The organism is Mycolicibacterium holsaticum DSM 44478 = JCM 12374 (assembly GCF_019645835.1).
Taxonomy (GTDB): Bacteria; Actinomycetota; Actinomycetes; order Mycobacteriales; family Mycobacteriaceae; genus Mycobacterium; species Mycobacterium holsaticum.
The window spans coordinates 1946550-1971294 of the sequence record NZ_CP080998.1 but is presented as its reverse complement, the minus strand read 5'-3'; the positions used below and the strand labels follow the sequence as shown (position 1 = coordinate 1971294).

The following is a 24745-nucleotide window of genomic DNA, read 5'->3' as shown; positions in this document are numbered from 1 at the left end:
CGTCACGTCGAGGATGCGTCCACCGTGTCGTCGACGACGTGCAGCGCACCGCTGGCCACCGCCTCGTCGATCGAGTTCCGCAGGTCCGAGCAGCCCAGAAACACTCCGCCGCTGTGCTTGGTCAGATGCTCCGCGTCCTGTCGTTGCGGACACCTGGCGATTGCGTGGGCGTTCCACTGGATGCTGGTCTGCTGCCAACTGCTCTTGCGGACCAGCACTTCGGCCGCGCAGCGCCGGCAACTCACCGGTACCAGCGGCGAGTCCTGCAGGCGGTTGTCGGTCCGGACGGCCATCTAGGCCTGCGCGGCGCGTGCGGCGATGTTGTCCTCGACCTGCTGCTGCCACGCCTCCCGCGGTCGGGTGACGTCGATCTCGTACTCGAACCGGTCCACCATGTCGGGGGCGATGTCGGCGACGTCGACATAGAACTGCTCGTACCACCGTCGCAGCTGATAGACGGGCCCGTCCTCTTCGCACAGCAACGGGTTGTCGATGCGGGCCTTGTTCTTCCAGATCGCCACATCCTGTTCGAAGCCCACCTTGACCCAGTCCCCCAGCGCCACCGCGGTCTGCAACGCGGCGTCCTTCGGCAGGCTCTCGGACTTCTTGACGATGATCCCATACTGCAGCACAAAGGAATTCGCATCGATCGGATAGTGACAGTTGAGCAGTATCGTCTTCTGGTCTTCGTGCTCGAAGTGGTAGGTCAGGTCGTCGATCATGAACGACGGCCCGTAATACGACGCAGCCGATGTGGTGCCGAGCATCTTGGGTTGGCCCTCAGGATGCGGGATGTCCTCACGGGAACCGCTGTTCATGTACTGGGTCGCGACGTGCCCTTCGAAGATGTTCTTGAAGTAGGTCGGCATCGACCCGTGGATGTAGAAGAAGTGCGCCATATCGACGACGTTGTCGATGATCTCGCGGCAGTTGGTGTTGACCACGGTGGTGTACCAGTGCCAGTCGGTCCACTCGTCGCTTCCGGCGCCTTCGATGCGTGGGATCGCCACCTCCTCGGGCGGCGGGTTGCGCTCGGGATCGTTCCACACGAACAGCATCCCGTCCTGCTCGAGCGTTATCCAGGTCGCCGTGCGGGCCAGCCGCGGCACCCGCTTGCTGTAGGGCACCTTCTTGCACCGGCCGTCACCGCCCCAGCGCCAGTCGTGAAACGGGCACGCGATCTCGTTGCCCTTGACTTCGCCTTGGGACAGGTCCCCGCCCATGTGCCGGCAGTAGCCGTCGAGCACGTTGATCCTGCCGTCCGCGCTACGGAACACCACCAGTTTCTGGCCGAAGGCGTGCACCGTGTGCGGTTTACCGTCCCCGAGATCGCGGGCCAGGCCCAGGCAGTGCCAGCCGCGCGCGAACCGGGTGGGCGCGTCGTCGGTTTCGATCTGGCGGACCTCGACATCAGTCTGCAACGTCATGGCTTGGTTGTACCGCGGAAAACCCGCCAGGGCCGAAGATCGTCCCGCTGGTAGGGAGGCTGAATCCGGGGTGCGGTGAGCGCTATCTACTGTCGACAAACGTGACGACTTCCGACGCAAGCACGATCCCTGCCGGACTGGATGTCCAGGACACCGTCGTCGACCTCGTGGTCGTCGGCTCAGGCACCGGAATGGCCGCTGCGCTGGCGGCCAAGGAGCTTGGGATGTCGGTCCTGCTGGTCGAGAAGTCGTCCTCGGTCGGCGGTTCGACCGCCCGCTCCGGCGGTGCGCTGTGGTTTCCCGCGAGCCCGATCCTCGCCGAGAACCGGGCCGGTGACCGGATGGCGGCCGCGCAGGACTACCTGGACTCCGTCGTCGCCGGAACCGCGCCCCGGGAACGCTCCGCGGCGTTTCTCGCCCATGTCGGCGCGACGGTGCACCTGCTGCGCCGGGCCACACCGATGCGGCTGTTCTGGGCCAAGGACTACTCCGACTATCACCCCGAGAGGCCCGGCGGCACCGCGGCCGGCCGCACCTGCGAGTGCCGGCCGCTGAACTCGGCGATCCTCGGCGACCACCGGAGCCGGTTGCGCGGCGGCGTCATGGAAGTCAAGATCCCGATGCCCACCACCGGAGCCGACTACCGGTGGCTGAACCTGATGTCGCGGGTGCCGCGCAAAGGGCTGCCGACGATTGCCAAGCGTCTCGGCCAGGGGGTCGGCGGACTGCTGCTGGGCCGCCGCTATGTCGCGGGCGGACAGGCGCTGGCCGCCGGGTTGTTCGCCGGGGTGCTGCGGGCCAACATCCCGATCTGGACCGACACCGCGCTGCGCGGCCTGAGCACCGAGAACGGCCGGGTCACCGGCGTCGTGGTGGACCACGGCGGACGCGAGGTGAGCGTCACCGCGCGGCGTGGTGTGGTGTTGGCCGCCGGCGGATTCGACCACAGCATGGACATGCGGTGGAAGTTTCAGTCCGAAGCCCTCGGCGAGAACATGAGCCTGGGCGCCGACACCAACACCGGTGATGCGATTCGCTGCGCGCAAGACGTCGGCGCCGCAATCGATCTGATGGATCAGGCGTGGTGGTTCCCGGCGATCGCACCGCTGCCCGGGGCGGCCCCGTTGGTGATGCTGGCCGAACGGTCACTGCCCGGGTCGGTGATCGTCGACCAGAACGGCGCCAGGTTCGTCAACGAGGCGACCGACTACATGTCGTTCGGCCAGCGGATGCTCGAGCGGGAACGCGCCGGCCATCCGGTCGAGCAGATGTGGATCGTTTTCGACCAGAAGTACCGCAACAGCTATGTATTCGGCGCTGAACTGTTTCCGCGGATGGCCATTCCACCCGCCTGGTATGAGGCGGGTATCGCGCACCGATCCGATGACCTCGCCGACCTCGGCGCCAAGATGGGGGTGCCGGTGTCGCAGTTCAGCGCGACGATGACACGGTTCAACGAGGCGTCGCGCACCGGTCACGACGCCGATTTTCACCGCGGCGCCAGCGCGTATGACCGGTACTACGGCGACCCGACCATCAAACCCAACCCGAACCTGCGCGCGCTGGACAAGGCGCCGTTCTATGCGGTCAAAATGGTGCTCAGCGACCTGGGCACCTGCGGCGGACTTCGCGCCGACGACCGTGCCCGGGTACTGCGCGAGGACGGCACCCCGATCGGGGGGCTCTACGCGATCGGCAACACCGCCGCCAACGCGTTCGGTGCCAGCTATCCCGGTGCGGGAGCGACGATCGCGCAGGGTCTGGTGTTCGGCTACATCGCCGCCCAGCACGCGGCAGACCGGTCCTAGTCGGAATCTTCCGCGTCGGCCTTCTTCTCGATCTCATACCAGTATTCCGGTTTGGGCCAAGGGATTCCGGTTTCTGCTCCCCCGGTGGCCTTGGCGAAGACCGCTTGGGCCTCGTCGAGATCCTTGATCATCTGCACGGTCAGTTCGCGCTCTGCGGCGTAATGCCTTTCTGCCCACTGCAATCCGACGCGGGCGAATGCCCACGCCGGTTCGACGTCGGCCCAGCGCGCATCCTTGGCCGCCTCGTTGTGCATCTGCTCCACCCAGGCCAGGTGCTCCTGCAGGATCTCCTTGAGCCGGGCGGGGCTGGTCAGATGGCCCAACGTCACCCGCAGAATCGCGCTGTGTTTGAGCACCGGCGGGTCCAGCGGGGCCTCGTTCGCCCACTGGGTGACGGCCTGCATGCCGGATTCGGTGATCTTGTACAGTCGCCGGTTACGCGTGCCCGCGCTGTTTTCCACCCGCGAGGTGACGAATCCGAGCTCTTCGAGCTTTTTGAGCTCCGAGTAGATCTGGCTGTAGGCCGGGCTGCCGTAGAAGAACCGCATACTCCAGCTGATCCATTTGCGGATGTCGTAACCGGACAGCTCCGTGTCGTACGACAGCATGCCGAGCAGCGCCCATGCGGTCGCTGTCAGGTTCGGCATCGCCGAAGTCGGTTCCACCGAACCAGGCTATCAATGCCGGTGCTGGTGAAATTGTTAGCTGCCGCTCACCGGGACACCGCGTGGCCGGGTAACCGGGCGATGCCAGACTGTGGTCATCACCAGGCGATGGAGGCGGATTTGGCTGCGGACGACTCGACGGCGGGCGCGCGAGCGTCGGCACTATCCACCCGGTCACCACGTCCTTCGCAGGTGACCCCCCCGTGACCGCCTTCGACCAGGTCGTCGATGTCCTGGTGGTCGGCTCGGGCGGCGGTGTCACCGGCGCCTATACCGCGGCGCGCGAAGGTCTTTCGGTGGCGCTGGTCGAGGCGACCGACAAATTCGGTGGAACCACGGCCTATTCGGGTGGCGGTGGGATGTGGTTTCCGTGCAACCCGGTGCTCAACCGCGCGGGCAGCGACGACACCGTCGAAGACGCCCTGGCCTACTTTCACGCCGTCGTCGGCGACCGCACCCCGCGGGCACTGCAGGACGCCTACGTCCGCGGCGGTGCAGCGCTGATCGAATATCTGGAAGCCGACGAACATTTCGAGTTCGCCGTGCTGCCGTGGCCGGACTACTTCGGCGCCGTACCCGGCGCGCGAACCGACGGCTTACGTCACATCGTCGCCAAACCGCTGCCGGCGAGTCGACTCGGGCCGTACAGCGATTCGGTGCGCGGACCGCTCGACAGCGAGCGGCTCGGCACACCCCGACCCGATCTGTTGACCGGTGGCCGCGCCCTGATCGGGCGGTTCATCGCCGCCCTGCACGGCATGCCCAACGCCGCGTTGCACCTGAATTCCCCTTTCGCGGAGCTCATTACGGACAACGGCGCGGTCGTCGGCGCGGTCGTGGACCGCGGGGGCAAGCGGGTGACCCTCGGCGCCCGTCGGGGGGTGCTGCTGGCGGCGGGCGGTTTCGAACAGAACGAGCCGATGCGAAGGCGATACGGTGTGCCGGGCCGCGCCGAGGACACCATGGGCGCCCCCGGCAACACCGGCGCTGCACACCAAGCGGCCGTCGAGGCGGGGGCGTCGGTCGATCTCATGGATCAGGCGTGGTGGTCACCGGGTCTGACTCACCCCGACGGACGTTCGGCGTTCGCGTTGTGGTTCACCGGCGGCATCTTCGTCAACCAAGAGGGCGCCCGCTTCGTCAACGAATCCGCGCCTTACGACCGGCTGGGCCGGGAGATGATCCGCCAGATCGACAGTGGCGCGCTGCGGTTACCGTGCTGGATGGTCTACGACGACCGGGAGGGCGAGGTGCCACCGGTCAAGGCGACCAACGTGTCGATGGTCGAAACCGAGCGTTACCGCGCCGCGGGCCTGTGGCACACCGCTGACACGCTGGAGGCGCTGGCGCAGCTGATCGGCGTGCCCGCCGCCAACCTGATCCGCACCGTGCAGCGCTTCAACGACATGGTCGCCGGCGGCGAAGATCAGGACTTCGGACGCGGCAACGAAGCCTACGACCGGGCGTTTTCGGGCGGAAAGCTGCCGATGGTCCCGATCGACACACCCCCGTTCCACGCCGCGGCGTTCGGGCTGTCCGATCTCGGCACCAAGGGCGGCCTGCGCACCGACACCCGGGCCCGGGTGCTGGACACGTCGGACCGGCCGATCCCCGGCCTGTACGCGGCCGGTAACACCATGGCCGCCGTCAGCGGCACCGCCTATCCGGGAGGCGGCAACCCGATCGGCGCGTCGATGCTGTTCAGCCATCTCGCGGTGCGCGACATGGCGGCGCGGGGGCCGCACGGATGACCGACGACTTCGCATCGCTGACGCAGTCGGTGCGCCGCCTCATCGACGCCACCATCCGCAGCGAAGTGGGCGGCAACGTCGCCGCGGAGGCCAGGGCGCACGTCGACCGGGCCGTCGACCTGTTGTCGGCGGAGTTGATGCCCGGTTCGTACGGGGTGCGCGCCACCGCCGACGGCCGCCCGACGGCGCTGGGCAACGTGTTGATCGGGGCCCGCAACGCCGTCGCTCCCCCGCTGGTGATCCACCACGAAGCCGACGGCAGCGTGCACACGGAGTTCGAACTCGGCGCCGCCTACGAAGGGCCCGCGGGACACGTGCACGGCGGGGTCTGCGCGCTGATCCTCGACCACGTCCTGGCCGCGCCCGCCCACCAACCGGGAAAACCCGCCGTCACCGGGACCATCACCGTGCGCTACGTCCGCCCGACCCGGCTGGGCCGGCTGCGCGCCCAGGCCCGCGTCGACCGCGTCGAGGGCGCCAAAACCTACGTCGTGGGAAACATCGCCGACGCCGAGGGCGCCACCGTGGAAGCGTCCGGCGTTTTCATCCGGCCCAAACGCCGCTGAAATCCCGACGATCGAGACATCTGGCTGACACCGTCTGCCCGACAGTGTTGTATCGGCCCATGGCAACTCTTCAGCGATACACCGACCGTCGCGTTCTGATCACCGGCGGTGGCTCGGGCATCGGGCAGGCGACCGTGCTTCGCATCCTCGACGAGGGCGGGCGCGTGGTCGCCGCCGACATCAGCGAGGCCGGGTTGAAGGACACCGTCGCCAAGGCCGAACCGCACGGTGACCGGCTCACCACCGTGGTCATGGACATCGGCAGCGAACCGTCGGTGCAGGCCGGCGTCGCCGACGCGGTCAGGGCGCTGGGAGCGCTGGACACGCTCGTCAACGCGGCCGGGGTGCTGCGCTCGGCGCATTTCCTGGACACCACGCTCACCGACTTCGAACAGGTGTTGCGGATCAACCTGGTGGGCACCTTCCTGGTGACCCGCGAGGCCATCCCCGCGCTGCGCGAGGGCACCAAACCCGCTGTGGTGAACTTCAGTTCGACGTCGGCGGCGTTCGCCCACCCGTACATGTCGGCCTACGCGGCGTCCAAGGGCGGCATCCAGGCGATGACGCACGCGTTGGCCCTGGAGTTCGCCAAGGAAGGTATCCGGTTCAATTCGGTGCAGCCGGGCTCGATTTCGTCGGGCATGACCGACGGCACGGGCGAGTCCAAGCAGAGCGTCGGGCCAGGACTGCCCGCCGACACCGACTTCACCCTGTTCGGCAAGGTGCAGCCGGTGTTGCCCGTCGACGACGGGGCGATGTTCGCCAAACCTGACGCCGTCGCCGCGGTGGTCGCCATGCTCGGCAGCACCGACGCCTACTTCGTGACCGGCACCGAGGTCCGCGTCGACGGCGGCACCCACATGTAACCTCCTGCAGATGAACACCGCCCGACCTCTTCGCGTCATCCAATGGACCACCGGCAACATCGGCCGGCGGTCACTGCACGCCATCCTCGGCCGCGACGACATGGAGCTCGTCGGGGTCTACGCCCACGGCGCCGACAAGGTCGGCGTCGACGCCGCGGACCTGGCGGGCTGGCCCGAACCCACCGGGGTCACCGCCACCAACGACGTCGACGCGCTGCTGGCTCTGAAACCCGACGCGTGCTGCTACAACCCGCTGTGGCCCGACATCGACGAGCTGGTCCGGCTGCTGGAAACCGGCGTCAACGTCTGTTCCAGCGCGGCATGGATCACCGGCGGCAAGCAGACGCCCGAGGACCTCGATCGCATCCGGAAGGCCTGCGAGACGGGCAATTCCACCATCTTCGGCAGCGGTGCGCATCCGGGCATGTCCAACATGGTGGGCATGGTGCTGTCCGGCGCCTGCGAACGCGTCGACGAGATCCGTATCACCGAATCGGTGGACTGCTCGACCTATGAGTCAGCGGGAACCCAAGTGGCGATGGGCTTTTCGCAGGATCCCGATACCCCGGGCCTGGCCGAAAGCGTGCGGCGCGAAAGCGAGGTCTTCGCCGAATCCGCGGCGATGATGGCCGACGCCATCGGCGCCAAACTCGACAAGATGACGTTCGACGTGACGTTCACCGCCGCGACCGGCGACAGCGACCTGGGCTTCATGCAGATCCCGAAGGGCACGGTCGCCGGGGTCATGGGCTATCACCGCGGCTGGGTGGGCGACAAGAACGTCGTCAGCGTCGGCTTCAACTGGATCATGGGCAACCACGTCACACCGCCGAAGCCGCTGGAACACGGCCACGTCATCCAGGTCTTCGGCCTGCCCAACATGCGCACCGTGCTGCACTGCCTGGCGCCCAGGGACTGGACCGAACCCGGCTTCATGGGCCTGGGCATGATCTACACCGCGCTGCCGGTGACCAACGCGGTGCCGGCCGTCGTCGCCGCCGCGCCGGGCATCGTCACGCTGGCCGACCTGCCGCCGGTCACCGGTCGTGCGGCGGTGTAGCGGGATCGGTGATCTGCACGACGACGCCCACGGCCCCGGCGCCGACGTGCACCGACAACACCGGCCCCATGTCCGACACCGTGAGCGACCCGATCTGCGGCAGCCGCGTGGTCAACTCCGCGCCGATCGCGTCGGCGCCGTCATGGTTGTCGACGTGGTGCACCGCGACCGCGGCTTGATGGTCGCCGACGACGTCCACCACCCGATCCACCATCGCCGCGTGGGCCTTGCCGACCGTGCGGATGCGCTGATCGAGCACCAACCGTCCGTCGACGTCCAGGCACAGCAGCGGCTTGACCGCCAGCGCGGTGCCCAGCCACGACGCCGCGGTCCGGATGCGTCCGCTGCGCCGCAGGTTGTCGAGGCGATGCACGACGACGAACACCCGGCCGCGGTCGACGGCAGACCGGGCGACGCCTTCCACCGTGTCGAGGTCCGCACCTGACGCCGCGGCGCGGGCGGCGCTCAACGCGACGAAGCCCACCCCCATCGCGACCGATCGCGAGTTGACCACCCGTACCGCAGGGCCGAACTCCCGGGCGGCCTGCACCGCCGCGCTGTACGAGCTGGACAGCGCGGCCGAAAGATGCACGGCCACAACGCCGTCGCCGCCGCTGTCGTGCAGCGCGTGCCGATAAGCCTCGGCGAGCTCGGCCGGCGTGGCTCCGGCGGTGGTGGCGCGCGGCAGCTCGTGGATGTCGTAGGGCACCTCGTCGACGCCGTCGCGCAGATCGACCTCGTCGACCAGCACGTGCAGCGGCACCTGCCGGATCTGCCACTGTTTGAGCTCATCGGGGTGCAGCCGCGACGACGAGTCCGTGACCACGACTACGGACACGAGACGCCCGCCTCCACCAGTGCCTTGACCATCAGTTCGGCAACGGCCTGATGGCCCTCGAAGTTCCAGTGAATGCCGTCGGGGTTGCCCTGGCCGGCCATCACGTATTCGCCGACAGCCGCCTTGAGGTCGACAAGCGGGACGTCGTGCTGCCCGGCCCATTCGGTGATCGCCCGCACCGTCTGTTCGCGGCCGGAGTGCGCCTTGCCGTAGGTCTCGGCGATGTGCACCGACGGCAGACACGCCACCACGGGAATGCCCGGGCGGTTGAAATCGATGGCGCCGCGGGTCATTTCGAGGTACTCAGCCGAGAGCCGCCCGGGCAGCGCCGGACGCGACACCGGCGAGAGCCGCGGCTGCAGCCACCCGTAGCCGTCGCGCACCCACCGTCGTAGCCACGGCGGACGCACGTAGCGGATCAGCTCGCGCAGCGCGGTCGGCAGCGGAGACGGCAGCGAGTCCATGCCGCCGGTCGCGAAGATCACCGCCCCCGCGCGCGGCAACGCCGCCCACGCCCGCGGATCCTGGGTGGCCGCCCACCACACGTCGCGACAGGTCCAGCCGATCCGCCCGATCAGCTCGACATCCCAATTCAGCTGGCGCGCAACGATGTTAGGCCAGATCCTGGCGTCGTCTGAGGGTAGTCCCCCGGCCGGCCCGTAATACGACAGCGAGTCGCAGAAGACGAGCAGGGTGGGGCGGAGCGGTGTATCACAAGACATCGTTGGCAACCTGTGCCGAGGCGTTCCACACATCGAGGCGCCAGCGGATGTCCTCGGCACGCGCGTCGAGGTCGCTGTGCCCGGACAGCTGCACCCAGCTGGCGTTACCCATCCCGCCCAGGATCGGCCAGTTGTCCACCGGCAGCCCCAGCAGCGCCGCCGTCAGCGCCGCGATCAGCCCGCCGTGGGCCACCAGCACCACCGGCCGCTCGGGTGAATCCAGCCCCCACTCAGCCTGCCCGGCGACCAATTCGGTCACCAACGGCATGGCACGCGCGGCGACGTCGACCCGGCTCTCACCGCCGTGCGGGGCCCAGCGGGCGTCCTCGCGCCAGGCCAGCCGCGCGCCGGGCGCGGCGTCGTCGACCTCGAGGTGCGTCATCCCCTGCCAGTCGCCGAGGTGCGTCTCCCGCAACCGGGCATCGACCAGCACCGGCATTCCGGCACGGTCGCCCAGAGTTACCGCGGTGTCCAGGGCGCGCCGCAGATCGGAGGACACGATGACCAGCGGCTGGCGCTTGGCCAGCACGTCGGCGGCCGCGACGGCTTGTTCGCGGCCCAACTCCGACAGGTCGGTGTCAAGCTGCCCCTGCATCCGGCTGCCCGCGTTGTACTCGGTCTGCCCGTGTCGCAGCATGACCAGGCGGCGGATCCTCATGTCTGGCCGTCCAGATCGACCGGTACTTCCGGGCAGTCCCGCCAAAGCCGGTCCAGGGCATAGAAATTGCGTTCGTCCTGGTGCTGGATGTGCACCACGATGTCGACGTAGTCGAGCAGCGTCCAGCGTCCCTCGCGGGCCCCTTCGCGGCGCGCCGGTTTGTACCCGGCGATGCGCATCTTCTCCTCGACCTCGTCGACGATCGCGTTGACCTGGCGCTCGTTGGACGCCGAGGCGATGACGAAACAGTCGGTGATCACCAGCTGCCCCGACACGTCGATCACCACGACGTCGTCGGCGAGCTTGGCGGCGGCCGCCCGCGCGGCCACCGTGGCCATCTGGATCGCTTCGTCTGAGGCGCTCATCGCTGCTTTCCCTGGGTCGCTAATGATGGGGCGGCGTAGAGCTTTCGCTTCGCCACGTACTGGACCACGCCGTCGGGCACCAGATACCAGATCGGCCGGTTCTCCTCGGCGCGCTGACGGCAGTCGGTCGAGGAGATCGCCAGCGCGGGCACCTCGACGAGGGTCAACGCGTCGTCGGGCAACCGTCGGCCCGCGGCGGCGACGTGCTCACCGTCCAACTCGTAGCCGGGCCTGCTGACGCCGACGAACTTCGCGATGGCGAACATCTCCTCCCAGTTCTGCCACGACAGGATGGAGGCCAGCGCGTCGGCGCCGGTGATGAAGTACAGCTCGGCGTCGGGGTTGAGGGCGTGCAGGTCGTTGAGCGTGTCCTTGGTGTAGGTCGGCCCGCCGCGGTCGATGTCGACGCGGCTGACCGTGAACCGGGGATTGGACGCGGTGGCGATCACGGTCATCAGGTAGCGGTCCTCGGCCGCGGTGACGTCGCGGTGATGCTTCTGCCACGGCTGGCCGGTGGGCACGAACACCACCTCGTCGAGCCCGAACAGGTCGGCGACCTCACTGGCGGCGACCAGGTGGCCGTTGTGGATGGGATCGAACGTCCCACCCATCACCCCTAGCCTGCGTCCGGAAGTCACGAGCAGCCAGCTTACTTCTCGCGCCGAGTGTGGGCGCGTGTCACGGTTCCGGCCGCGACAGTGTGCGGGTAACCCACGTTCGCGCCGGACCTACACGGGCAGCAGCGCATCGATGACCGTCGCCAGCTGCTTGGCCGAGCGGCATTCGTGCATGGTGATGACGTCCTCGTAGCGCGGCACCGCCGAGTCGCCGCTGCCCCACAGATGCCGCGGCTCGGGGTTGAGCCAGTGCGCATGCCTGCTGGAGTTGACCATGTGCGCCAGCAGCTCGGTTTCCGGGTTCCGGTAATTGTTGCGGCCGTCGCCGAGCACCAGCAGCGAACTGCGCGGCGACAACACATTGGGCCAGCCGTCGAGAAACGACACGAACGCGTGGCCGTAGTCGGAGTGCCCGTCGCGGGTGTACACCCCGGCCTCGCGGGTGATCCGCTGCACCGCGACGGCCAGGTCGGCATCCGGGCCGAACAACTCGGTCACCTCGTCGGTGGTGTCGATGAAAGCAAAGACGCGAACCCTGCTGAACTGCTGGCGCAGCGCGTGCACCAGCTGCAGCGTGAAGTGGCTGAACCCGGCGACCGAACCCGACACGTCGCACAGCACCACCAGCTCCGGACGGGCCGGGTGCGGCTTCTTGAGCACCACGTCGATCGGCACCCCGCCGGTGGACATCGACTTGCGCAGCGTCTTGCGCAGGTCGATCTGGCCCGCGCGCGACCGGCGCCGACGCGCGGCCAGCCGGGTCGCCAACGTGCGCGCCAGCGGCGCGACCACCCGGCGCATCTGGCGCAGCTGCTCCCCGGAGGCGCGCAGGAACTCGACGTTCTCGGCCAGCTGCGGCACGCCGTACATCTGGACGTGGTCGCGGCCGAGCTGTTCGGCGGTGCGACGTTTGGTCTCACCCTCCACCATCTTGCGCAGCTGCGTGATGCGTTGGGCGGCCATGGCTTTGGCGATCTGCTCCTGCGTCGGTGTGGGCTCGTCCCCGTAGGGCGCCAGCAACCCGGCGAGCAGCCGGCCCTCGAGGTCGTCGAGGTTCATCGCCTTGAGCGCCTGATACGACGAATACGACGGGCCGCGGCTGGAGTTGTAGCGGCCGTAGGCCTCGACGATCTGGGCGATCATCGCGGCCATCCGCTCGTCGAGGTTGGCCAAATCCTCGTTGTCGGCCAGCAGGTCCAGCAGCGCGGCCCGCATCGCCTCGACGTCCTCGGGCGGCAAGCCTTCGGTGTCGCCGATCGGCTGGTCGTCGTCGAGCAGGACGGTCCTGGCGCCCAGCGCGGCGGGGAACCACAGGTCGAACATCGCGTCGTAGGTGTCACGGTGATCGGGGCGGCGCAGCACCGCGCAGGCGATGCCCTCGCGCAGCGCCTCCCGGTTGCCGAGGCCGAGCACCGAAATCACCCGGCCGGCATCGACGGTTTCCGACGGGCCCACCGAAATGCCTTGTTTGCGTAGCGCTTCGACGAACCCGACCAGGTGACCGGGAATACCGTGCGGCGCCAACGGCTGTGGCGGACGGGTGCGGCGGACGGCCATCGTGGGCTCCTAGTTCAGGCGGAGTTCGCCGCTGGCCTTGATCTGATCGGACTGGTGTTTGAGCACCACGCCGAGCGTGGCCGCGATCGTCGCGTCGTCGATCGTGTCCATCCCGAGGGCCAGCACGGTGCGGCCCCAGTCGATGGTCTCGGCCACCGACGGGGACTTCTTGAGCTGCATCCCGCGCAGCACCCCGATGATGCGGACCAGCTCAGCGGCCAGATGCTCGGGCAGCTCGGGCACCCGCGACAGCAAAATGCGCCGTTCCAGGTCCGCGTCGGGAAAGTCGATGTGCAGGAACAGGCAGCGCCGCTTGAGCGCCTCGGACAGCTCGCGGGTGGCGTTGGAGGTCAGCAGCACGAACGGGGCGCGTTCAGCGGTGATCGTGCCCAGCTCGGGAACCGTCACCGCGAAGTCCGACAGCACCTCGAGCAGCAGCCCCTCGATCTCGATGTCGGCCTTGTCGGTTTCGTCGATCAGCAGCACGGTCGGCTCGGTGCGCCGGATCGCGGTCAGCAGCGGACGCGACAGCAGGAACTCCTCGCTGAACACGTCGTCGCGGGTGGCATCCCAGTCGCCACCGCCGGCTGAGCCGGCAAGTCCAGCACTGCCGGCTTGGATGCGCAGGATCTGCTTGGCGTGGTTCCACTCGTAGAGCGCGCGCGCCTCGTCGACACCCTCGTAGCACTGCAGCCGGACCAGCCCCGAGCCGGTGGCCTGCGCGACCGCGCGGGCCAGCTCGGTCTTACCGACCCCGGCGGGCCCTTCCACCAACAACGGCTTGCCCAGCTGGTCGGCGAGGAAAACCGCGGTGGCCGTTGCGGTGTCGGGCAGATAGCCGGTTTCGGCCAGCTTGTTCGCCACGTCGTCGATGTCGGCGAACAGCGGTGCCGGGCGTGCGGGGACAGTCAATGTAGTAGCTCCTATTAGGCCGGGCGGGTGTGGCCGTCTCCCCACACAATCCACTTGGTTGACGTCAGCTCGGGCAGCCCCATCGGCCCGCGGGCATGCAGCTTCTGCGTCGAGATGCCGATCTCGGCGCCGAACCCGAACTGCTCACCGTCGGTGAACGCCGTCGACGCGTTCACCATCACCGCGGCGGCGTCGACCTGATTGGTGAAACGTTGCGCCGCAGCAAGATCGGTCGCCACGATGGCCTCGGTGTGCCCGGTGCCGAACTCGTTGATGTGCGCGATCGCGGCGTCCACGCCGTCGACCACCGTCAGCGCGATGTCCATCGAGAGGAATTCGGCGCGCAGCTCGTCCTCCGACGGGTCCTCGTGCACGGCCACGCCCGCGTCGCGAAGCGCCTTGGTGAGCCGCGGCACCGCCTGCTCGGCGATCGCGGCGTCGATCAGCACCGATTCGGCGGCGTTGCACACGCTGGGCCTGCGGGTCTTGGCGTTCAGCAGGATCCGTTCGGCGACGTCGAGGTCTGCCGACTTGTCAACGTAGACATGGCAATTGCCGACTCCGGTCTCGATCGTCGGCACCGTTGCGTCGCGCACCACCGCGTCGATGAGCCCGGCCCCGCCGCGCGGGATGACGACGTCGACCAGCCCGCGGGCCTGGATCAGGTGGGTGACGCTGGCCCGGTCCTCGCTGGGCAGCAACTGCACGGCGTCGGCGTCGAGCAGTTCGGTGGCCAAGGCCGCGCGCAACGCCTGCACCAGCGCGGCGTTGGAGCGCGCCGCTGACGAACTGCCACGCAGCAGCACCGCGTTACCCGATTTCAACGTCAGCCCGAACGCGTCGACGGTGACGTTCGGCCTTCCCTCGTAGACGATGCCGACCACGCCCAGCGGTACCCGCACCTGGCGCAGCTGCAGCCCGTTGGGCAGCGTGCTTCCCCGAAGCACCTCGCCGAGCGGGTCAGGCAGCCGGGCGACCTGGCGCAGCCCGTCGGCGATCCCTTCCACCCGGTTGGGGTTCAGCGCGAGCCGGTCGAGCATGGCTTCCGGTGTGCCCGCGGCCCTGGCGGCCGCCAAGTCCTGTTCGTTGGCCGCGAGGACCTCGCCGACGCGCATCAGCACGTGGTCGGCGGCGGTGTTGAGCGCACGGTTCTTGGTCTCGGTGCTCAGGGTGGCCAGCGCGCGGGCCGCGACGCGGGCGCGGCGGGCGGCGTCGTGCACGTGTTCGCGCAAACCGGGTAGTGACGGGGCCTGCACACTCATTACCCCAGCGTATCGAACGGGTCCGGGCCGTTCGACACGTGTCGGGTAGCCGGGCTGGTCTAGCGTTGTCAGTCATGGTGGCGCGGGTCTGCGTGGTCGGCAGTGTCAACCTCGACCACACCTTCGTGGTGGATGCGCTGCCCCGGCCGGGTCAGACGGTGCTCGCGTCGTCGATGTCGACCGCACCCGGCGGCAAGGGCGGAAACCAGGCGGTGGCCGCCGCCCGCTCGGGTGCCTCGGTGCAGCTGGTCGCGGCGCTGGGCACCGATTCGGCGGCCGAGCAGCTACGCGCCCATCTGGACGGCAACGACGTCGGGCTGGCCGGTGTGGTGACGCTGCCCGGGCCCAGCGGTTCGGCGGTGATCGTGGTCGACTCCGCGGCCGAGAACACGATCGTGGTGGCGCCGGGCGCGAACGCGCATCTGCGCGTCGACGACGCCGACGTGCGCGCGGTGATCGCCGACAGCGACGTGGTGCTGATGCAGTTGGAGATCCCGGTCGGCACCGCAGTCGACGCGGCGCGGGTGGCCCGCGCGGCGGGCGCGGTCGTCATCGTCAACGCGTCGCCGGCGGGCGCGCCACCGCACGATCTGCTCACCCTTTCCGAGTTGGCCGACGTCGTGGTGATCAACGAGTCAGAGGCCGGCCAATGGCACTGGCCGGTCGCCCATCTGGTGATCACCCGCGGTGCCCGCGGCGTCAGCTACCTGGGCGACGACGAGCGGTTCGACGTGCCCACACCGGCCGTCGAGGCAGTCGACACCACCGGCGCCGGTGACGTCTTCGCCGGTGTGCTGGCCGCCGGGTGGCTGACCGGACACGAGGACGCCATGCGGCGCGCATGCGCGGCCGCCGCGCTGTCCACGCTGGTGCCAGGGGCAGGCGACTGCGCGCCCTACGCAGAGGCAATCGACGATGCAATAACCAACCGAAAGGCAGAACGGCAGTTATGACTGACACCCCGCGTCCCCCCGACGGCGACTGGCTGGGCACGCCGTATCTGCGCTTCACCCGCGAGGGCGCGTTCGGGGTCTGCACACTGGACCGGCCGGAGGCCCGCAACGCGATGACGCCGGCGATGTACTTCGGTATCCGCCACGCGGTGCGCCACGTCGACGCCGACCCCGACCTGGCGGGCCTGCTCATCACTGGCACGGGCGACGTCTTCGCCCCGGGTGGCGACATGGGCGGCGGCGACGGCACCGACAACTGGCTGACGTTCGGCACGGCGCTGGGCATGGACGTCACCCCGTTCGAGACGCTGCGCCAGTCGGTCAAGCCGGTGGTCTCGGCGGTCAACGGGTTGTGTCAGGGCGGCGGGCTGCAGATCGCACTGTGCAGCGACATGGCCGTCGTCAGCGACCGGGCGACGTTTCGGGTGCCCGAACTGCTGCGCGGTATCGCCGATACGTACTACAGCCAGATGCTGACGCGGCTGATCGGTCCCGTTCGCACCCGTGACCTGATGTTCACCGGCCGTACGCTGAGCGCGCAGGAGGCGCTGGACTGGGGCATGGTGGCCAGGCTGGTTCCGCATGACGAGCTGGCCGAGCGGGCCCGCGAGGTGCTCGCGCAGTGCGCCCGGACCGCGCCGGCGGCCAGGGGCGTGGTCAAGTCGAGCATCGACAACTACCTCGGCTTGTTCGACCGCATCGGCATGCAGGCCAACCTGTCCGGGCCCGAGGTCATCGAAGGGTTCCGGGCGTTCAAGGAGCGGCGGTCACCGGACTGGGTGCACCCCGACCTGCGCGTCGACGGCCGCCTCTAACCGGTGAAATCAGTACAGCATGAGCTGTACTATCGTCGGCATGCAGACGGCCACCCAGAGTGACGCGTTGTCCCGGTTCGGTTGTGCGCTGTCCGACCCGACGCGCGCCGAAATCCTGCTGATGCTGCGCGACCGCCCCGGCTACCCGTCGGAGCTGGCCGACAAGATCGGGGTGTCGCGACAGATCGTGTCCAACCACCTGGCATGTTTGCGCGGCTGCGGCCTGGTCGTCGCGCAGCCGGAGGGCCGGCGCAGCCGCTACGAGCTCGCCGACGCGCGGATCGCCCGTGCGCTCGACGACCTGGTCGGGCTGGTGCTGACCGTCGACCCGGCCTGCTGTCCGGCGGCCGATTCGCAGGCCTGCTGTTGATGCCGGCGACGACGGCCGCGCGGCGCGACGTCCTTGTCCGCCGCATCCGACTGTTCGTGGCCGCGACCATCAGCTACAACGTGATCGAGGCGATCGTCGCGCTGACCGAGGGCAGCCGCGTGTCCTCGGCCGCGCTGGTGGGCTTCGGGCTCGATTCGGCCGTCGAGGTCGCCTCCGCCGCGGCGGTCGCCTGGCAGTTCAGCGCCCCGGATCCGGAGGCGCGGGAGAAGACCGCGCTGCGGTTCATCGCGTTGTCGTTCTTTGCTCTGGCGGCCTACATCACCGTCGACGCGGTGCTGAAGCTCTTCGGAATCGAGGAGGCCCGGCCCTCGCCCATCGGCATCGCGCTGGCCGCGCTGAGCCTGGTGATCATGCCGGTGTTGTCGTGGGCGCAGCGGCGCGCCGGCCGCGAACTGGGATCACGTTCGGCGGTCGCCGATTCCAAGCAGACGCTGCTGTGCACGTATCTGTCCGCGATCCTGCTGATCGGGCTGCTGCTCAACGCGCTGCTCGGATGGACGTGGACCGATCCGGTCGCCGCGCTGGGCATCGCGGTCATCGCGGTGCGCGAAGGCATGACCGCCTGGCGCGGGGATCCGTGCTGCCCGTGAAGCGAACTAGACTCCCGGGCATGCCGATCGTTGGGAAGCTGCTGCGCCGATTCCGCGCAGGCGCACACCGCAGCCCGCTGGCCGCACCGCAGTACGCGGGCGCCGACACCATCGACATCACCAGCAGCGCGTTCGGCGACGGCGGCCCGATCCCGCAGAAGCACGCAGGCGCCGCCGTCGGCGAGAACGTGTCGCCGCCGCTGCGTTGGAGCGGGGTGCCCGCACCGACCAAACAGCTGGCGCTCGTCATCGACGACGTCGACGTGCCCGGGCCAAAACCGCTGATGCACACGATCGCGCTGATCGAAGCGGACCGCCGCAGCCTCGACGAGGGTGAGCTCACGCCGGGCGCCGACGGGGTGCGTTTCGTCAAGGCGTTCGGCGACGCCTACGTCGGTCCGGCGCCCATCCCGGGACACGGCGCGCACCACTACCGGTTTCTGCTGTTCGCACTCGACGAACCGGTGCCCGCAGATGTGGCCGACCACAAGGCGTTCCTCGCCGCCATCGCCGGCCACGTGCTGGCGCGCGGCGCGCTGACCGGCACCTACGAACGCTGACCAATTGCGCGCTAGCGTGGACGTAATGGCACGCAAACAGCTGACAACCAAGCAGGAAGCGAACTGGCTCTGGATGCCGCTGATCATCGGTCTGATCATCGGCGTGACCGTGGCAGCCATGACCGATCAATGGTGGTGGTCGACGGTCGGGGTGCTGGCCGGCGCAGCTGTCGGCGCGATCAGCGCCGCTAGGCTGCGCCGCAAGCGCTAACCAGCGTCGGGTATTTCGCGTTCGATCTCGTCGAGCCAGACCCGCGCCGACATATCCGAGGGCGCCCGCCAGTCACCGCGCGGTGACAGCGACCCACCGTGAGACACCTTGGGCCCGTTGGGTAATGCCGAACGCTTGAACTGGGAGAACGAGTAGAAACGCTGCGCGAACACCTGCAGCCAGTGCCGGATCTCCTTGAGCGAGTAGGACGGTCGCTTGTTCTCTGGATACCCGGCGGGCCAATCCCCGCGCTCGACGTCGTTCCAGGCGTGCCACGCCAGAAACGCCACCTTGGACGGCCGGAACCCGTACCGCAGCACCTGGAACAGCGAAAAATCCTGCAGCACATAGGGTCCGACCTTGGACTCGCTGCTCTGGATTTCCTCGTCCTCACCGGCGGGCACGAGTTCGGGGGAGATCTCGGTGTCCAGCACCGACTGCAGCACCTCGTTGACCGCATCCTCGAACTGCTCCGAGGCGATGACCCAGCGGATCAGGTGCTGGATCAGCGTCTTGGGCACCCCGCCGTTGACGTTGTAGTGCGACATCTGGTCGCCGACACCGTATGTGGACCAGCCGAGCGCAAGCTCGGACAGGTCGCCGGTGCCGAGCACGATGCCGCCGCGCTGGTTGGCCAGCCGGAACAGATAGTCGGTGCGCAGACCGGCCTGTACGTTCTCGAACGTGACGTCGTAGACCTTCTCTCCGCGGCCGAACGGGTGGTCCATGTTCTTGAGCATCAGTTCGGCGGTCGACTTGATGTCGAGCTCGGCGAAGGTCACGCCCAGCGCCTCGGCCAGCCGCAACGCGTTGTTCTTGGTACGGTCGCCGGTGGCGAACCCCGGCATGGTGAACGCCAGAATGTCGCTGCGGGGCCGTTCTTCTCGATCCATTGCCCGGGCGGCGACGATCAACGCGTGCGTCGAGTCCAGACCGCCGGACAAGCCCAGCACGATCTTCGGATAGTCCAGCGCACGCAACCGCTGTTCGAGCCCGGACACCTGGATGCTGTAGGCCTCGTAGCAATCCTGTTCCAGCCGTTGCGGGTCAGAGGGCACGAACGGGAACCGCTCGACTTCGCGGCGCAACCCGATGTCGCCCGACGGCGGGTCGAGCCGAAACTCGACCCGGCGGAACGTCTCGGCGGCGATGCCGTGGTGGCGCCGGTTGTCGTCGAACGTGCCCATCCGCAACCGCTCGGAACGCAGCAGTTCGAGGTCGACGTCGGCGACCGAGCGTCGCTCCCCCTTCGGGAACCGTTCGGACTGCGCCAGGCAGACCCCGTTCTCCCAGATCATCGTCTGGCCGTCCCAGGCCAGGTCGGTGGTGGATTCGCCCTCGCCGGCCGCGGCGTAGACGTAGGCGGCCAGGCACCGCGACGACGCCGACCGGGCCAACAGGCAGCGGTCCTCGGCGCGGCCGACGGTGATCGGGCTGCCGGACAGGTTGGCCAGCACCGTCGCGCCGGCCAGCGCGGCCTGCGCGCTCGGCGGGATCGGCACGAACATGTCCTCGCAGATCTCGACATGCAGCACGAAACCGGGCATGTCGACGGCGCTGAACAGCAGGTCGGGGCCGAACGGCACGTCCGCGGCTCGTCTGTGCTCTTCGCGCGAGCGCTCATCGCCGATCCGGATTACGCCGCGCACGTCGTCGCCGGGCGCCATCTGGCGGCGTTCGTAGAACTCGCGGTAGGTGGGCAGATACGACTTCGGCACGACGCCGAGCACCCGGCCGCGGTGCACGACGACGGCGGTGTTGTAGATCCGGTGCGCGTACCGCAGCGGGGCGCCGATCACCAGCACCGGCAGCAGGTCGGCGGACGCGCTGACGACGTCGAACAGCGCGTCTTCGACCGCGTCCAGCAGGGCGTCCTGCATCACGATGTCCTCGATCGAATACCCCGACAGCGTCAACTCCGGAAACACCGCGAGCGCGACGCCGTCGTCATGGCAGGCACGGGCCAACCGCAGCACGGATTCGGCGTTGGCCTGCGGGTCAGCGAGGGCGGTGTGGTGCGTACAGGCAGCGACACGGACGAAGCCCTGGCGGTAGACCGAGTAGAAATCCATGCTTCATTGTTGCCCGAATACCGCAACCGGGTATGCATGTGCCCATGAGTGACACCGCCGTGCTGGTCATCGACATGATGAACACCTACCAGCACCCCGATGCCGAGAAGCTGATCCCGAATGTCGAGCAGATCATCGATCCGCTGTCGCAGCTCGTCGCCCGGGCGCGTGAGCGCGACGACGTCGAGCTGATCTACGTCAACGACAACTACGGCGATTTCAGCGCCGAGTTCAGCGACCTCGTGCAGTCGGCGCTGCAGGGTGAGCGTCCCGACCTGGTCGAGCCGATCGTCCCGCAGAAGGGTTGCCGGTTGATGACCAAGGTGCGCCACAGCGCGTTCTACGCGACCTCGCTGGCGTATCTGTTGAACCAGCTCGAGCCGCAGCGGGTGATCCTCACCGGCCAGGTCACCGAGCAGTGCATCCTCTACACCGCGCTGGACGCCTATGTCCGGCACTTCCCGGTCGTCGTCCCGTCCGATGCGGTGGCCCACATCGACCCGGAGCTCAGCGATGCGGCGCTGTCGATGATGCACCACAACATGAGCGCCGAAATTCTCAGCGCGGACAAGTGTTTGGATTAGGCCCCGGGCGCTGATGAACTGAGCCGTACCCTCGACAATATGGACGCCCCCGAACTTGTCGCGCTGCTGCGGGAACGGCGTACCGCGGTGCTGACCGGTGCCGGAATGTCCACCGACTCCGGCATCCCGGACTACCGCGGGCCGGACTCGCCGCCGGCCAATCCGATGACCATTGGACAGTTCACCTCCGATGCGGCGTTTCGGCAGCGGTACTGGGGGCGCAACCACCTCGGCTGGCGGCACATGGACGACACCGCGCCCAACGCCGGTCACCGTGCGCTGGCGCGGCTCGAGCAGGCGGGGGTCGTCTGCGGTCTGATCACCCAGAACGTCGACCTGCTGCACACCAAGGCGGGCAGTCGCGCGGTGGTGAACCTGCACGGCAGCTACGCCGAGGTGGTCTGTCTGGGCTGCGGGCACGGCATGTCGCGTGCGGCGCTCGCCGACCTGCTGGAGGCGGCCAACCCGGGTTTCACCGCCCGGGCCGCGGCGCTCGGCGGTATCGCCGTGGCTCCCGACGCCGACGCGGTGGTGGACGACACCGCGTCGTTTCGCGTCGTGGACTGTCCGCGATGCGGCGGCATGCTCAAACCCGACATCGTCTACTTCGGCGAGAACGTACCCAAAGACCGTGTCGCGCAAGCTTTTGCGATGGTCGACGACGCCGACGCCCTGTTGGTGGCCGGTTCGTCGCTGACGGTGTACTCGGGCTACCGGTTCGTCCGCCATGCCGCGGCGGCCGGTATACCGATCGCGATCGTCAACCGCGGCCCCACCCGCGGCGACGCGTTGGCGACGGTCAAGGTCGACGCCGGGTGTTCGGAGATGCTGACCCTGCTGTCGGCGGCGCTTTGTGGAGCGTCAGCCGCGGTGAGCGCGGTTACGGCTCCCCAAATCGCCTAGACGGCGACCAGGTCGTCGGCGTGCACCGCGGGACGGCGCATCTCAGCGGGCAGATCTGACGTCGAGCGGCCCAGCATGGTCTCCAGCTCGGCGTGGTCGTAGGCCACCACGCCGCGCGCGACCATCGTGGCGTCCTGCGCGCGCAACTCCACGACGTCACCGCCGTAGAAGCGCCCGGACAGCGCAGTGATTCCGGCGGGCAGCAGCGACCGGCGTTGTCGGACCACCGCGCGCACCGCGCCGTCGTCCAGCGTCAACGCACCCGACGCATCGGCGGCGTAGCGCACCCAGAACCGCCGGGCCGACATCCGTTCGGCGCGCGGGGCGAAGACGGTGCCGACCGACGCGTCGGTCAGCGCGGTGGCGGCATCAGACGCCGCGGCCAGCAGCACCGGGACGCCGGCGTCGGCGGCCAGCAGCGCCGAGGACAGCTTGGATGCCATCCCGCCGGTGCCCAGATGGCTGCTTTGGCCCGCCACCACACCGTCGAGGTCGGCGGGACCGGATACCTCCGGGATGAACTGCGCCTGACCCTTGCGCGGATCCGCGTCGTAGAGCCCGTCGATGTCGGAGAGCAGCACCAGCGCGTCGGCGCCGACCAGATGAGCCACCAGCGCCGAGAGCCGGTCGTTGTCGCCGAACCGGATCTCGTTGGTGGCCACGGTGTCGTTCTCGTTGACGATCGCCACGGCGTGCAGCGCGCGCAGCCGGTCCAGCGTGCGCTGGGCGTTGGTGTGCTGGACCCGCATCGAGATGTCGTGGGCGGTCAGCAGCACCTGCCCGACGGTGCGGTGGTAGCGGGCGAATGCCGTGCTCCACGCGTTGACCAACGCCACCTGCCCGACGCTGGCGGCGGCCTGTTTGGTGGCCAGGTCGGTCGGCCGCTTGGACAGCTTGAGCGGTTCGATGCCGGCGGCGATCGCACCCGAGGACACGATCACCACGTCCGAACCGGCCTTCATCCGGCCCTCGATCGCGTCGGCCAGGGTGGCCAGCCGGCTGGCGTCGAACACCCCCGACGGCGTGGTCAGCGCGGTGGTGCCGATCTTGACGACGACGCTGCGCGCGGTGCGCACGGCGTCGCGATGAGCACTCACGACTTCCCACCGGGCCGACGGCGTTCACGACGGGCCGCCTTGCGGTCGGCCGCCGACACCCGGTCGGTCTGCTCCAGCCGCGCGTCGGTGCCGCGCCCGGACAGCGGGACGTCGACGCCTGCGGGGGTCTGGGGTTCCCAGTCGAAGGTGACCTCGCCGATGGTCACCGCGCAGCCCGGGCGGGCGCCCAGGCGCAGCAGTTCGTCCTCGACGCCCAGCCGCGCCAGCCGGTCGGCCAGGTAGCCGACGGCCTCGTCGTTCTCGAAATCGGTTTGGTTGACCCATCGTTCGGGCCGTACCCCGCGCACCACGAAACCGCCGTGGCCGTCGGGTTCGACGACGAACCCGCTCTCGTCCACGGCGACGGGCCGGATGACCGGGCGCCGCGCCACGACGGCGGGTTGGGCCTCGCGATACGCCGAAACCATCTCCCACAGCGCAAACGTCAATGGCCGCAACCCTTCTCGGGTGACCGTGGACACCAGGAAGGTGGGCCAGCCGAAGCGCTTGGCGATCTCCTCGCGGACGAACTCAGCGAGCTCACGGGCCTCTGGGACGTCGATCTTGTTGAGCACCACCGCTCTTGGCCGTTCGGCCAGATCACCGAGCGTGGAGTCACCCTGCAACGTCGGGGTGTAGGCGGCCAGTTCAGCTTCGAGTGCTTCGATGTCGGAGATCGGGTCGCGGCCGGGTTCCAGCGTCGCGCAGTCGACGACGTGCACCAGCACGGCGCATCGCTCGATGTGGCGCAGGAAGTCCAGCCCCAGACCGCGGCCGTCGGATGCGCCGGGTATCAGGCCGGGCACGTCGGCGACGGTGAAGGTGTGCTCGCCTGCGGACACGACGCCGAGGTTGGGCGCCAGGGTGGTGAACGGGTAGTCGGCGATCTTGGGTTTGGCCGCCGAGATGACCGACACCAGCGACGACTTGCCCGCGGACGGGAACCCGAGCAGGCCGACGTCGGCGACGGTCTTGAGTTCCAGCGTGAGGTCGCGGACCTCGCCCTTCTCGCCGAGCAGCGCGAAGCCGGGTGCCTTGCGGGCCCGTGAGGCCAGCGCGGCGTTGCCGAGCCCGCCGCGACCGCCGGCGGCGGCCTCGAAGCGGGTGCCCGCACCGACCAGGTCGGCGAGCAGCCGGCCGTTCTCGTCGAGGACGACGGTGCCGTCGGGCACCTTGACTTCCAGGTCGGCGCCCGCCGCGCCGTCGCGGTTGCTGCCGGCGCCCTGTTTACCCGAGGGTGCCACGACGTGCGGATGGAAGTGGAAGTCCAGCAGCGTGTGCACTTGCGGATCGACGACGAGCACCACGCTGCCGCCGCGGCCGCCGTTGCCGCCGTCGGGGCCGCCGAGCGGTTTGAACTTCTCGCGATGGACCGAGGCGCAGCCGTTACCGCCGTTGCCGGCCCGCGCGTGAATCACCACGCGGTCGACAAACCGAGGCATCGGATACTCCTCTCCTTCGCCGAAAGGGACATTTGGGCGCGAAAGTGCGAGAG

At 68.8% G+C, this 24745-nt stretch carries 27 protein-coding genes; 13 read left to right on the top strand and 14 right to left on the bottom strand.

Translation table 11 applies throughout. From position 1 onward, the window contains the following. Positions 1-2: 2 nt before the first annotated feature. Positions 3-293: a ferredoxin gene (locus K3U96_RS09530; protein WP_220692826.1), complete on the bottom strand. Its 291-nt coding sequence runs from the start codon at positions 291-293 to the stop codon at positions 3-5. Then, positions 294-1427 (bottom strand): 3-ketosteroid-9-alpha-monooxygenase, oxygenase component, encoded by a 1134-nt coding sequence (locus K3U96_RS09525; protein WP_220692825.1) that lies wholly within the window; start codon positions 1425-1427, stop codon positions 294-296. A gap of 101 nt (positions 1428-1528) precedes the next feature. Between K3U96_RS09525 and K3U96_RS09520 the strand changes: the two genes are divergently transcribed. Next, a complete protein-coding gene (locus K3U96_RS09520; protein WP_220692824.1) occupies positions 1529-3235 on the top strand; it encodes a 3-ketosteroid-delta-1-dehydrogenase in 1707 nt (568 codons plus the stop codon). Here K3U96_RS09520 and K3U96_RS09515 read toward each other — a convergent pair. Next, positions 3232-3882: a PadR family transcriptional regulator gene (locus tag K3U96_RS09515; RefSeq protein WP_220693465.1), complete on the bottom strand. Its 651-nt coding sequence runs from the start codon at positions 3880-3882 to the stop codon at positions 3232-3234. The two genes, K3U96_RS09520 and K3U96_RS09515, sit on opposite strands and share 4 nt — an antisense overlap. A gap of 221 nt (positions 3883-4103) precedes the next feature. Here K3U96_RS09515 and K3U96_RS09510 point away from each other — a divergent pair, with 221 nt between their 5' ends. From K3U96_RS09510 to K3U96_RS09495, 4 genes are read left to right on the top strand one after another with little or no spacing between them, the layout of a single operon-like run. Further along, positions 4104-5651, top strand: a complete 1548-nt coding sequence (locus tag K3U96_RS09510) for an FAD-binding protein (protein WP_069407848.1) — start codon at positions 4104-4106, stop codon at positions 5649-5651. Continuing rightward, positions 5648-6217, top strand: coding sequence for a PaaI family thioesterase (locus K3U96_RS09505; RefSeq protein WP_220692823.1), 570 nt, complete (start codon positions 5648-5650; stop codon positions 6215-6217). The genes K3U96_RS09510 and K3U96_RS09505 overlap by 4 nt, the downstream gene beginning before the upstream one ends. Before the next feature lie 59 nt (positions 6218-6276). Beyond that, on the top strand, positions 6277-7083 hold the full coding sequence (locus tag K3U96_RS09500) for an SDR family NAD(P)-dependent oxidoreductase (RefSeq protein ID WP_220692822.1): 807 nt from the start codon (positions 6277-6279) through the stop codon (positions 7081-7083). 10 nt (positions 7084-7093) lie between these two features. After that, on the top strand, positions 7094-8143 hold the full coding sequence (locus K3U96_RS09495; RefSeq protein WP_220692821.1) for an NAD(P)H-dependent amine dehydrogenase family protein: 1050 nt from the start codon (positions 7094-7096) through the stop codon (positions 8141-8143). On the opposite strand, the gene K3U96_RS09490 is transcribed toward K3U96_RS09495, so the two are convergent. The 8 genes from K3U96_RS09490 to K3U96_RS09455 all read right to left on the bottom strand — a co-directional run bounded on the left by K3U96_RS09490 (position 8121) and on the right by K3U96_RS09455 (position 15074). Next, complete coding sequence (locus tag K3U96_RS09490; protein ID WP_220692820.1) at positions 8121-8981, bottom strand: DegV family protein; 861 nt, start codon at positions 8979-8981, stop codon at positions 8121-8123. The two genes, K3U96_RS09495 and K3U96_RS09490, sit on opposite strands and share 23 nt — an antisense overlap. Further along, complete coding sequence (gene octT / locus K3U96_RS09485; RefSeq protein WP_069407694.1) at positions 8972-9703, bottom strand: diglucosylglycerate octanoyltransferase; 732 nt, start codon at positions 9701-9703, stop codon at positions 8972-8974. The genes K3U96_RS09490 and octT overlap by 10 nt, the downstream gene beginning before the upstream one ends. Beyond that, the gene (gene gpgP / locus K3U96_RS09480; protein WP_069407695.1) at positions 9693-10361 is read right to left on the bottom strand and encodes a glucosyl-3-phosphoglycerate phosphatase; all 669 of its coding nucleotides are present in this window, start codon (positions 10359-10361) and stop codon (positions 9693-9695) included. The genes octT and gpgP overlap by 11 nt, the downstream gene beginning before the upstream one ends. Then, entirely contained in the window at positions 10358-10726 is a 369-nt protein-coding gene (gene rsfS / locus K3U96_RS09475) for a ribosome silencing factor (protein ID WP_069407696.1), read from the bottom strand. The genes gpgP and rsfS overlap by 4 nt, the downstream gene beginning before the upstream one ends. After that, on the bottom strand, positions 10723-11364 hold the full coding sequence (gene nadD / locus K3U96_RS09470) for a nicotinate-nucleotide adenylyltransferase (protein WP_084223723.1): 642 nt from the start codon (positions 11362-11364) through the stop codon (positions 10723-10725). Before nadD ends, rsfS begins: the two co-directional genes overlap by 4 nt. Positions 11365-11454: 90 nt before the next feature. Beyond that, complete coding sequence (locus K3U96_RS09465) at positions 11455-12900, bottom strand: vWA domain-containing protein (protein WP_220692819.1); 1446 nt, start codon at positions 12898-12900, stop codon at positions 11455-11457. 9 nt (positions 12901-12909) lie between these two features. Next, positions 12910-13812, bottom strand: a complete 903-nt coding sequence (locus K3U96_RS09460) for an AAA family ATPase (RefSeq protein ID WP_069407699.1) — start codon at positions 13810-13812, stop codon at positions 12910-12912. Between the two features lie 14 nt (positions 13813-13826). Next, positions 13827-15074, bottom strand: coding sequence for a glutamate-5-semialdehyde dehydrogenase (locus tag K3U96_RS09455; RefSeq protein WP_220692818.1), 1248 nt, complete (start codon positions 15072-15074; stop codon positions 13827-13829). Positions 15075-15148: 74 nt separating this feature from the next. On the opposite strand from K3U96_RS09455, the gene K3U96_RS09450 reads away from it, so the two are divergent. Genes K3U96_RS09450 through K3U96_RS09425 form a run of 6 tightly spaced genes read left to right on the top strand, consistent with a single transcriptional unit; the run spans position 15149 to position 18594 of the window. Then, a complete protein-coding gene (locus tag K3U96_RS09450; RefSeq protein ID WP_220692817.1) occupies positions 15149-16027 on the top strand; it encodes a ribokinase in 879 nt (292 codons plus the stop codon). Beyond that, positions 16024-16842, top strand: a complete 819-nt coding sequence (locus K3U96_RS09445; protein WP_220692816.1) for an enoyl-CoA hydratase/isomerase family protein — start codon at positions 16024-16026, stop codon at positions 16840-16842. The genes K3U96_RS09450 and K3U96_RS09445 overlap by 4 nt, the downstream gene beginning before the upstream one ends. Positions 16843-16882: 40 nt before the next feature. After that, positions 16883-17212 carry an ArsR/SmtB family transcription factor gene (locus K3U96_RS09440; RefSeq protein WP_220693464.1) on the top strand — a complete coding sequence of 110 codons (330 nt, stop codon included), beginning with the start codon at positions 16883-16885 and terminating at the stop codon, positions 17210-17212. Continuing rightward, positions 17212-17823: a cation efflux transmembrane domain-containing protein gene (locus K3U96_RS09435; RefSeq protein WP_220692815.1), complete on the top strand. Its 612-nt coding sequence runs from the start codon at positions 17212-17214 to the stop codon at positions 17821-17823. The genes K3U96_RS09440 and K3U96_RS09435 overlap by 1 nt, the downstream gene beginning before the upstream one ends. 20 nt (positions 17824-17843) lie before the next feature. Then, positions 17844-18383, top strand: a complete 540-nt coding sequence (locus K3U96_RS09430; protein WP_220692814.1) for a YbhB/YbcL family Raf kinase inhibitor-like protein — start codon at positions 17844-17846, stop codon at positions 18381-18383. 25 nt (positions 18384-18408) lie between these two features. Beyond that, positions 18409-18594 (top strand): hypothetical protein, encoded by a 186-nt coding sequence (locus tag K3U96_RS09425; RefSeq protein WP_220692813.1) that lies wholly within the window; start codon positions 18409-18411, stop codon positions 18592-18594. Here K3U96_RS09425 and K3U96_RS09420 read toward each other — a convergent pair. Next, positions 18591-20666, bottom strand: a complete 2076-nt coding sequence (locus tag K3U96_RS09420; protein ID WP_220692812.1) for an NAD(+) synthase — start codon at positions 20664-20666, stop codon at positions 18591-18593. The genes K3U96_RS09425 and K3U96_RS09420 overlap by 4 nt on opposite strands. 44 nt (positions 20667-20710) lie before the next feature. On the opposite strand from K3U96_RS09420, the gene K3U96_RS09415 reads away from it, so the two are divergent. Beyond that, positions 20711-21250, top strand: a complete 540-nt coding sequence (locus tag K3U96_RS09415) for a cysteine hydrolase family protein (protein ID WP_220692811.1) — start codon at positions 20711-20713, stop codon at positions 21248-21250. A 39-nt stretch (positions 21251-21289) separates the two neighbouring features. Continuing rightward, positions 21290-22153: an NAD-dependent protein deacetylase gene (locus K3U96_RS09410; protein WP_220692810.1), complete on the top strand. Its 864-nt coding sequence runs from the start codon at positions 21290-21292 to the stop codon at positions 22151-22153. Here the strand turns inward: K3U96_RS09410 and proB are convergent. Together proB and obgE are read right to left on the bottom strand one after the other, a co-directional pair. Beyond that, positions 22150-23250 (bottom strand): glutamate 5-kinase, encoded by a 1101-nt coding sequence (gene proB, locus K3U96_RS09405; RefSeq protein WP_220692809.1) that lies wholly within the window; start codon positions 23248-23250, stop codon positions 22150-22152. The two genes, K3U96_RS09410 and proB, sit on opposite strands and share 4 nt — an antisense overlap. Beyond that, complete coding sequence (obgE, locus tag K3U96_RS09400; protein ID WP_220692808.1) at positions 23247-24692, bottom strand: GTPase ObgE; 1446 nt, start codon at positions 24690-24692, stop codon at positions 23247-23249. Before obgE ends, proB begins: the two co-directional genes overlap by 4 nt. Positions 24693-24745 lie beyond the last annotated feature (53 nt).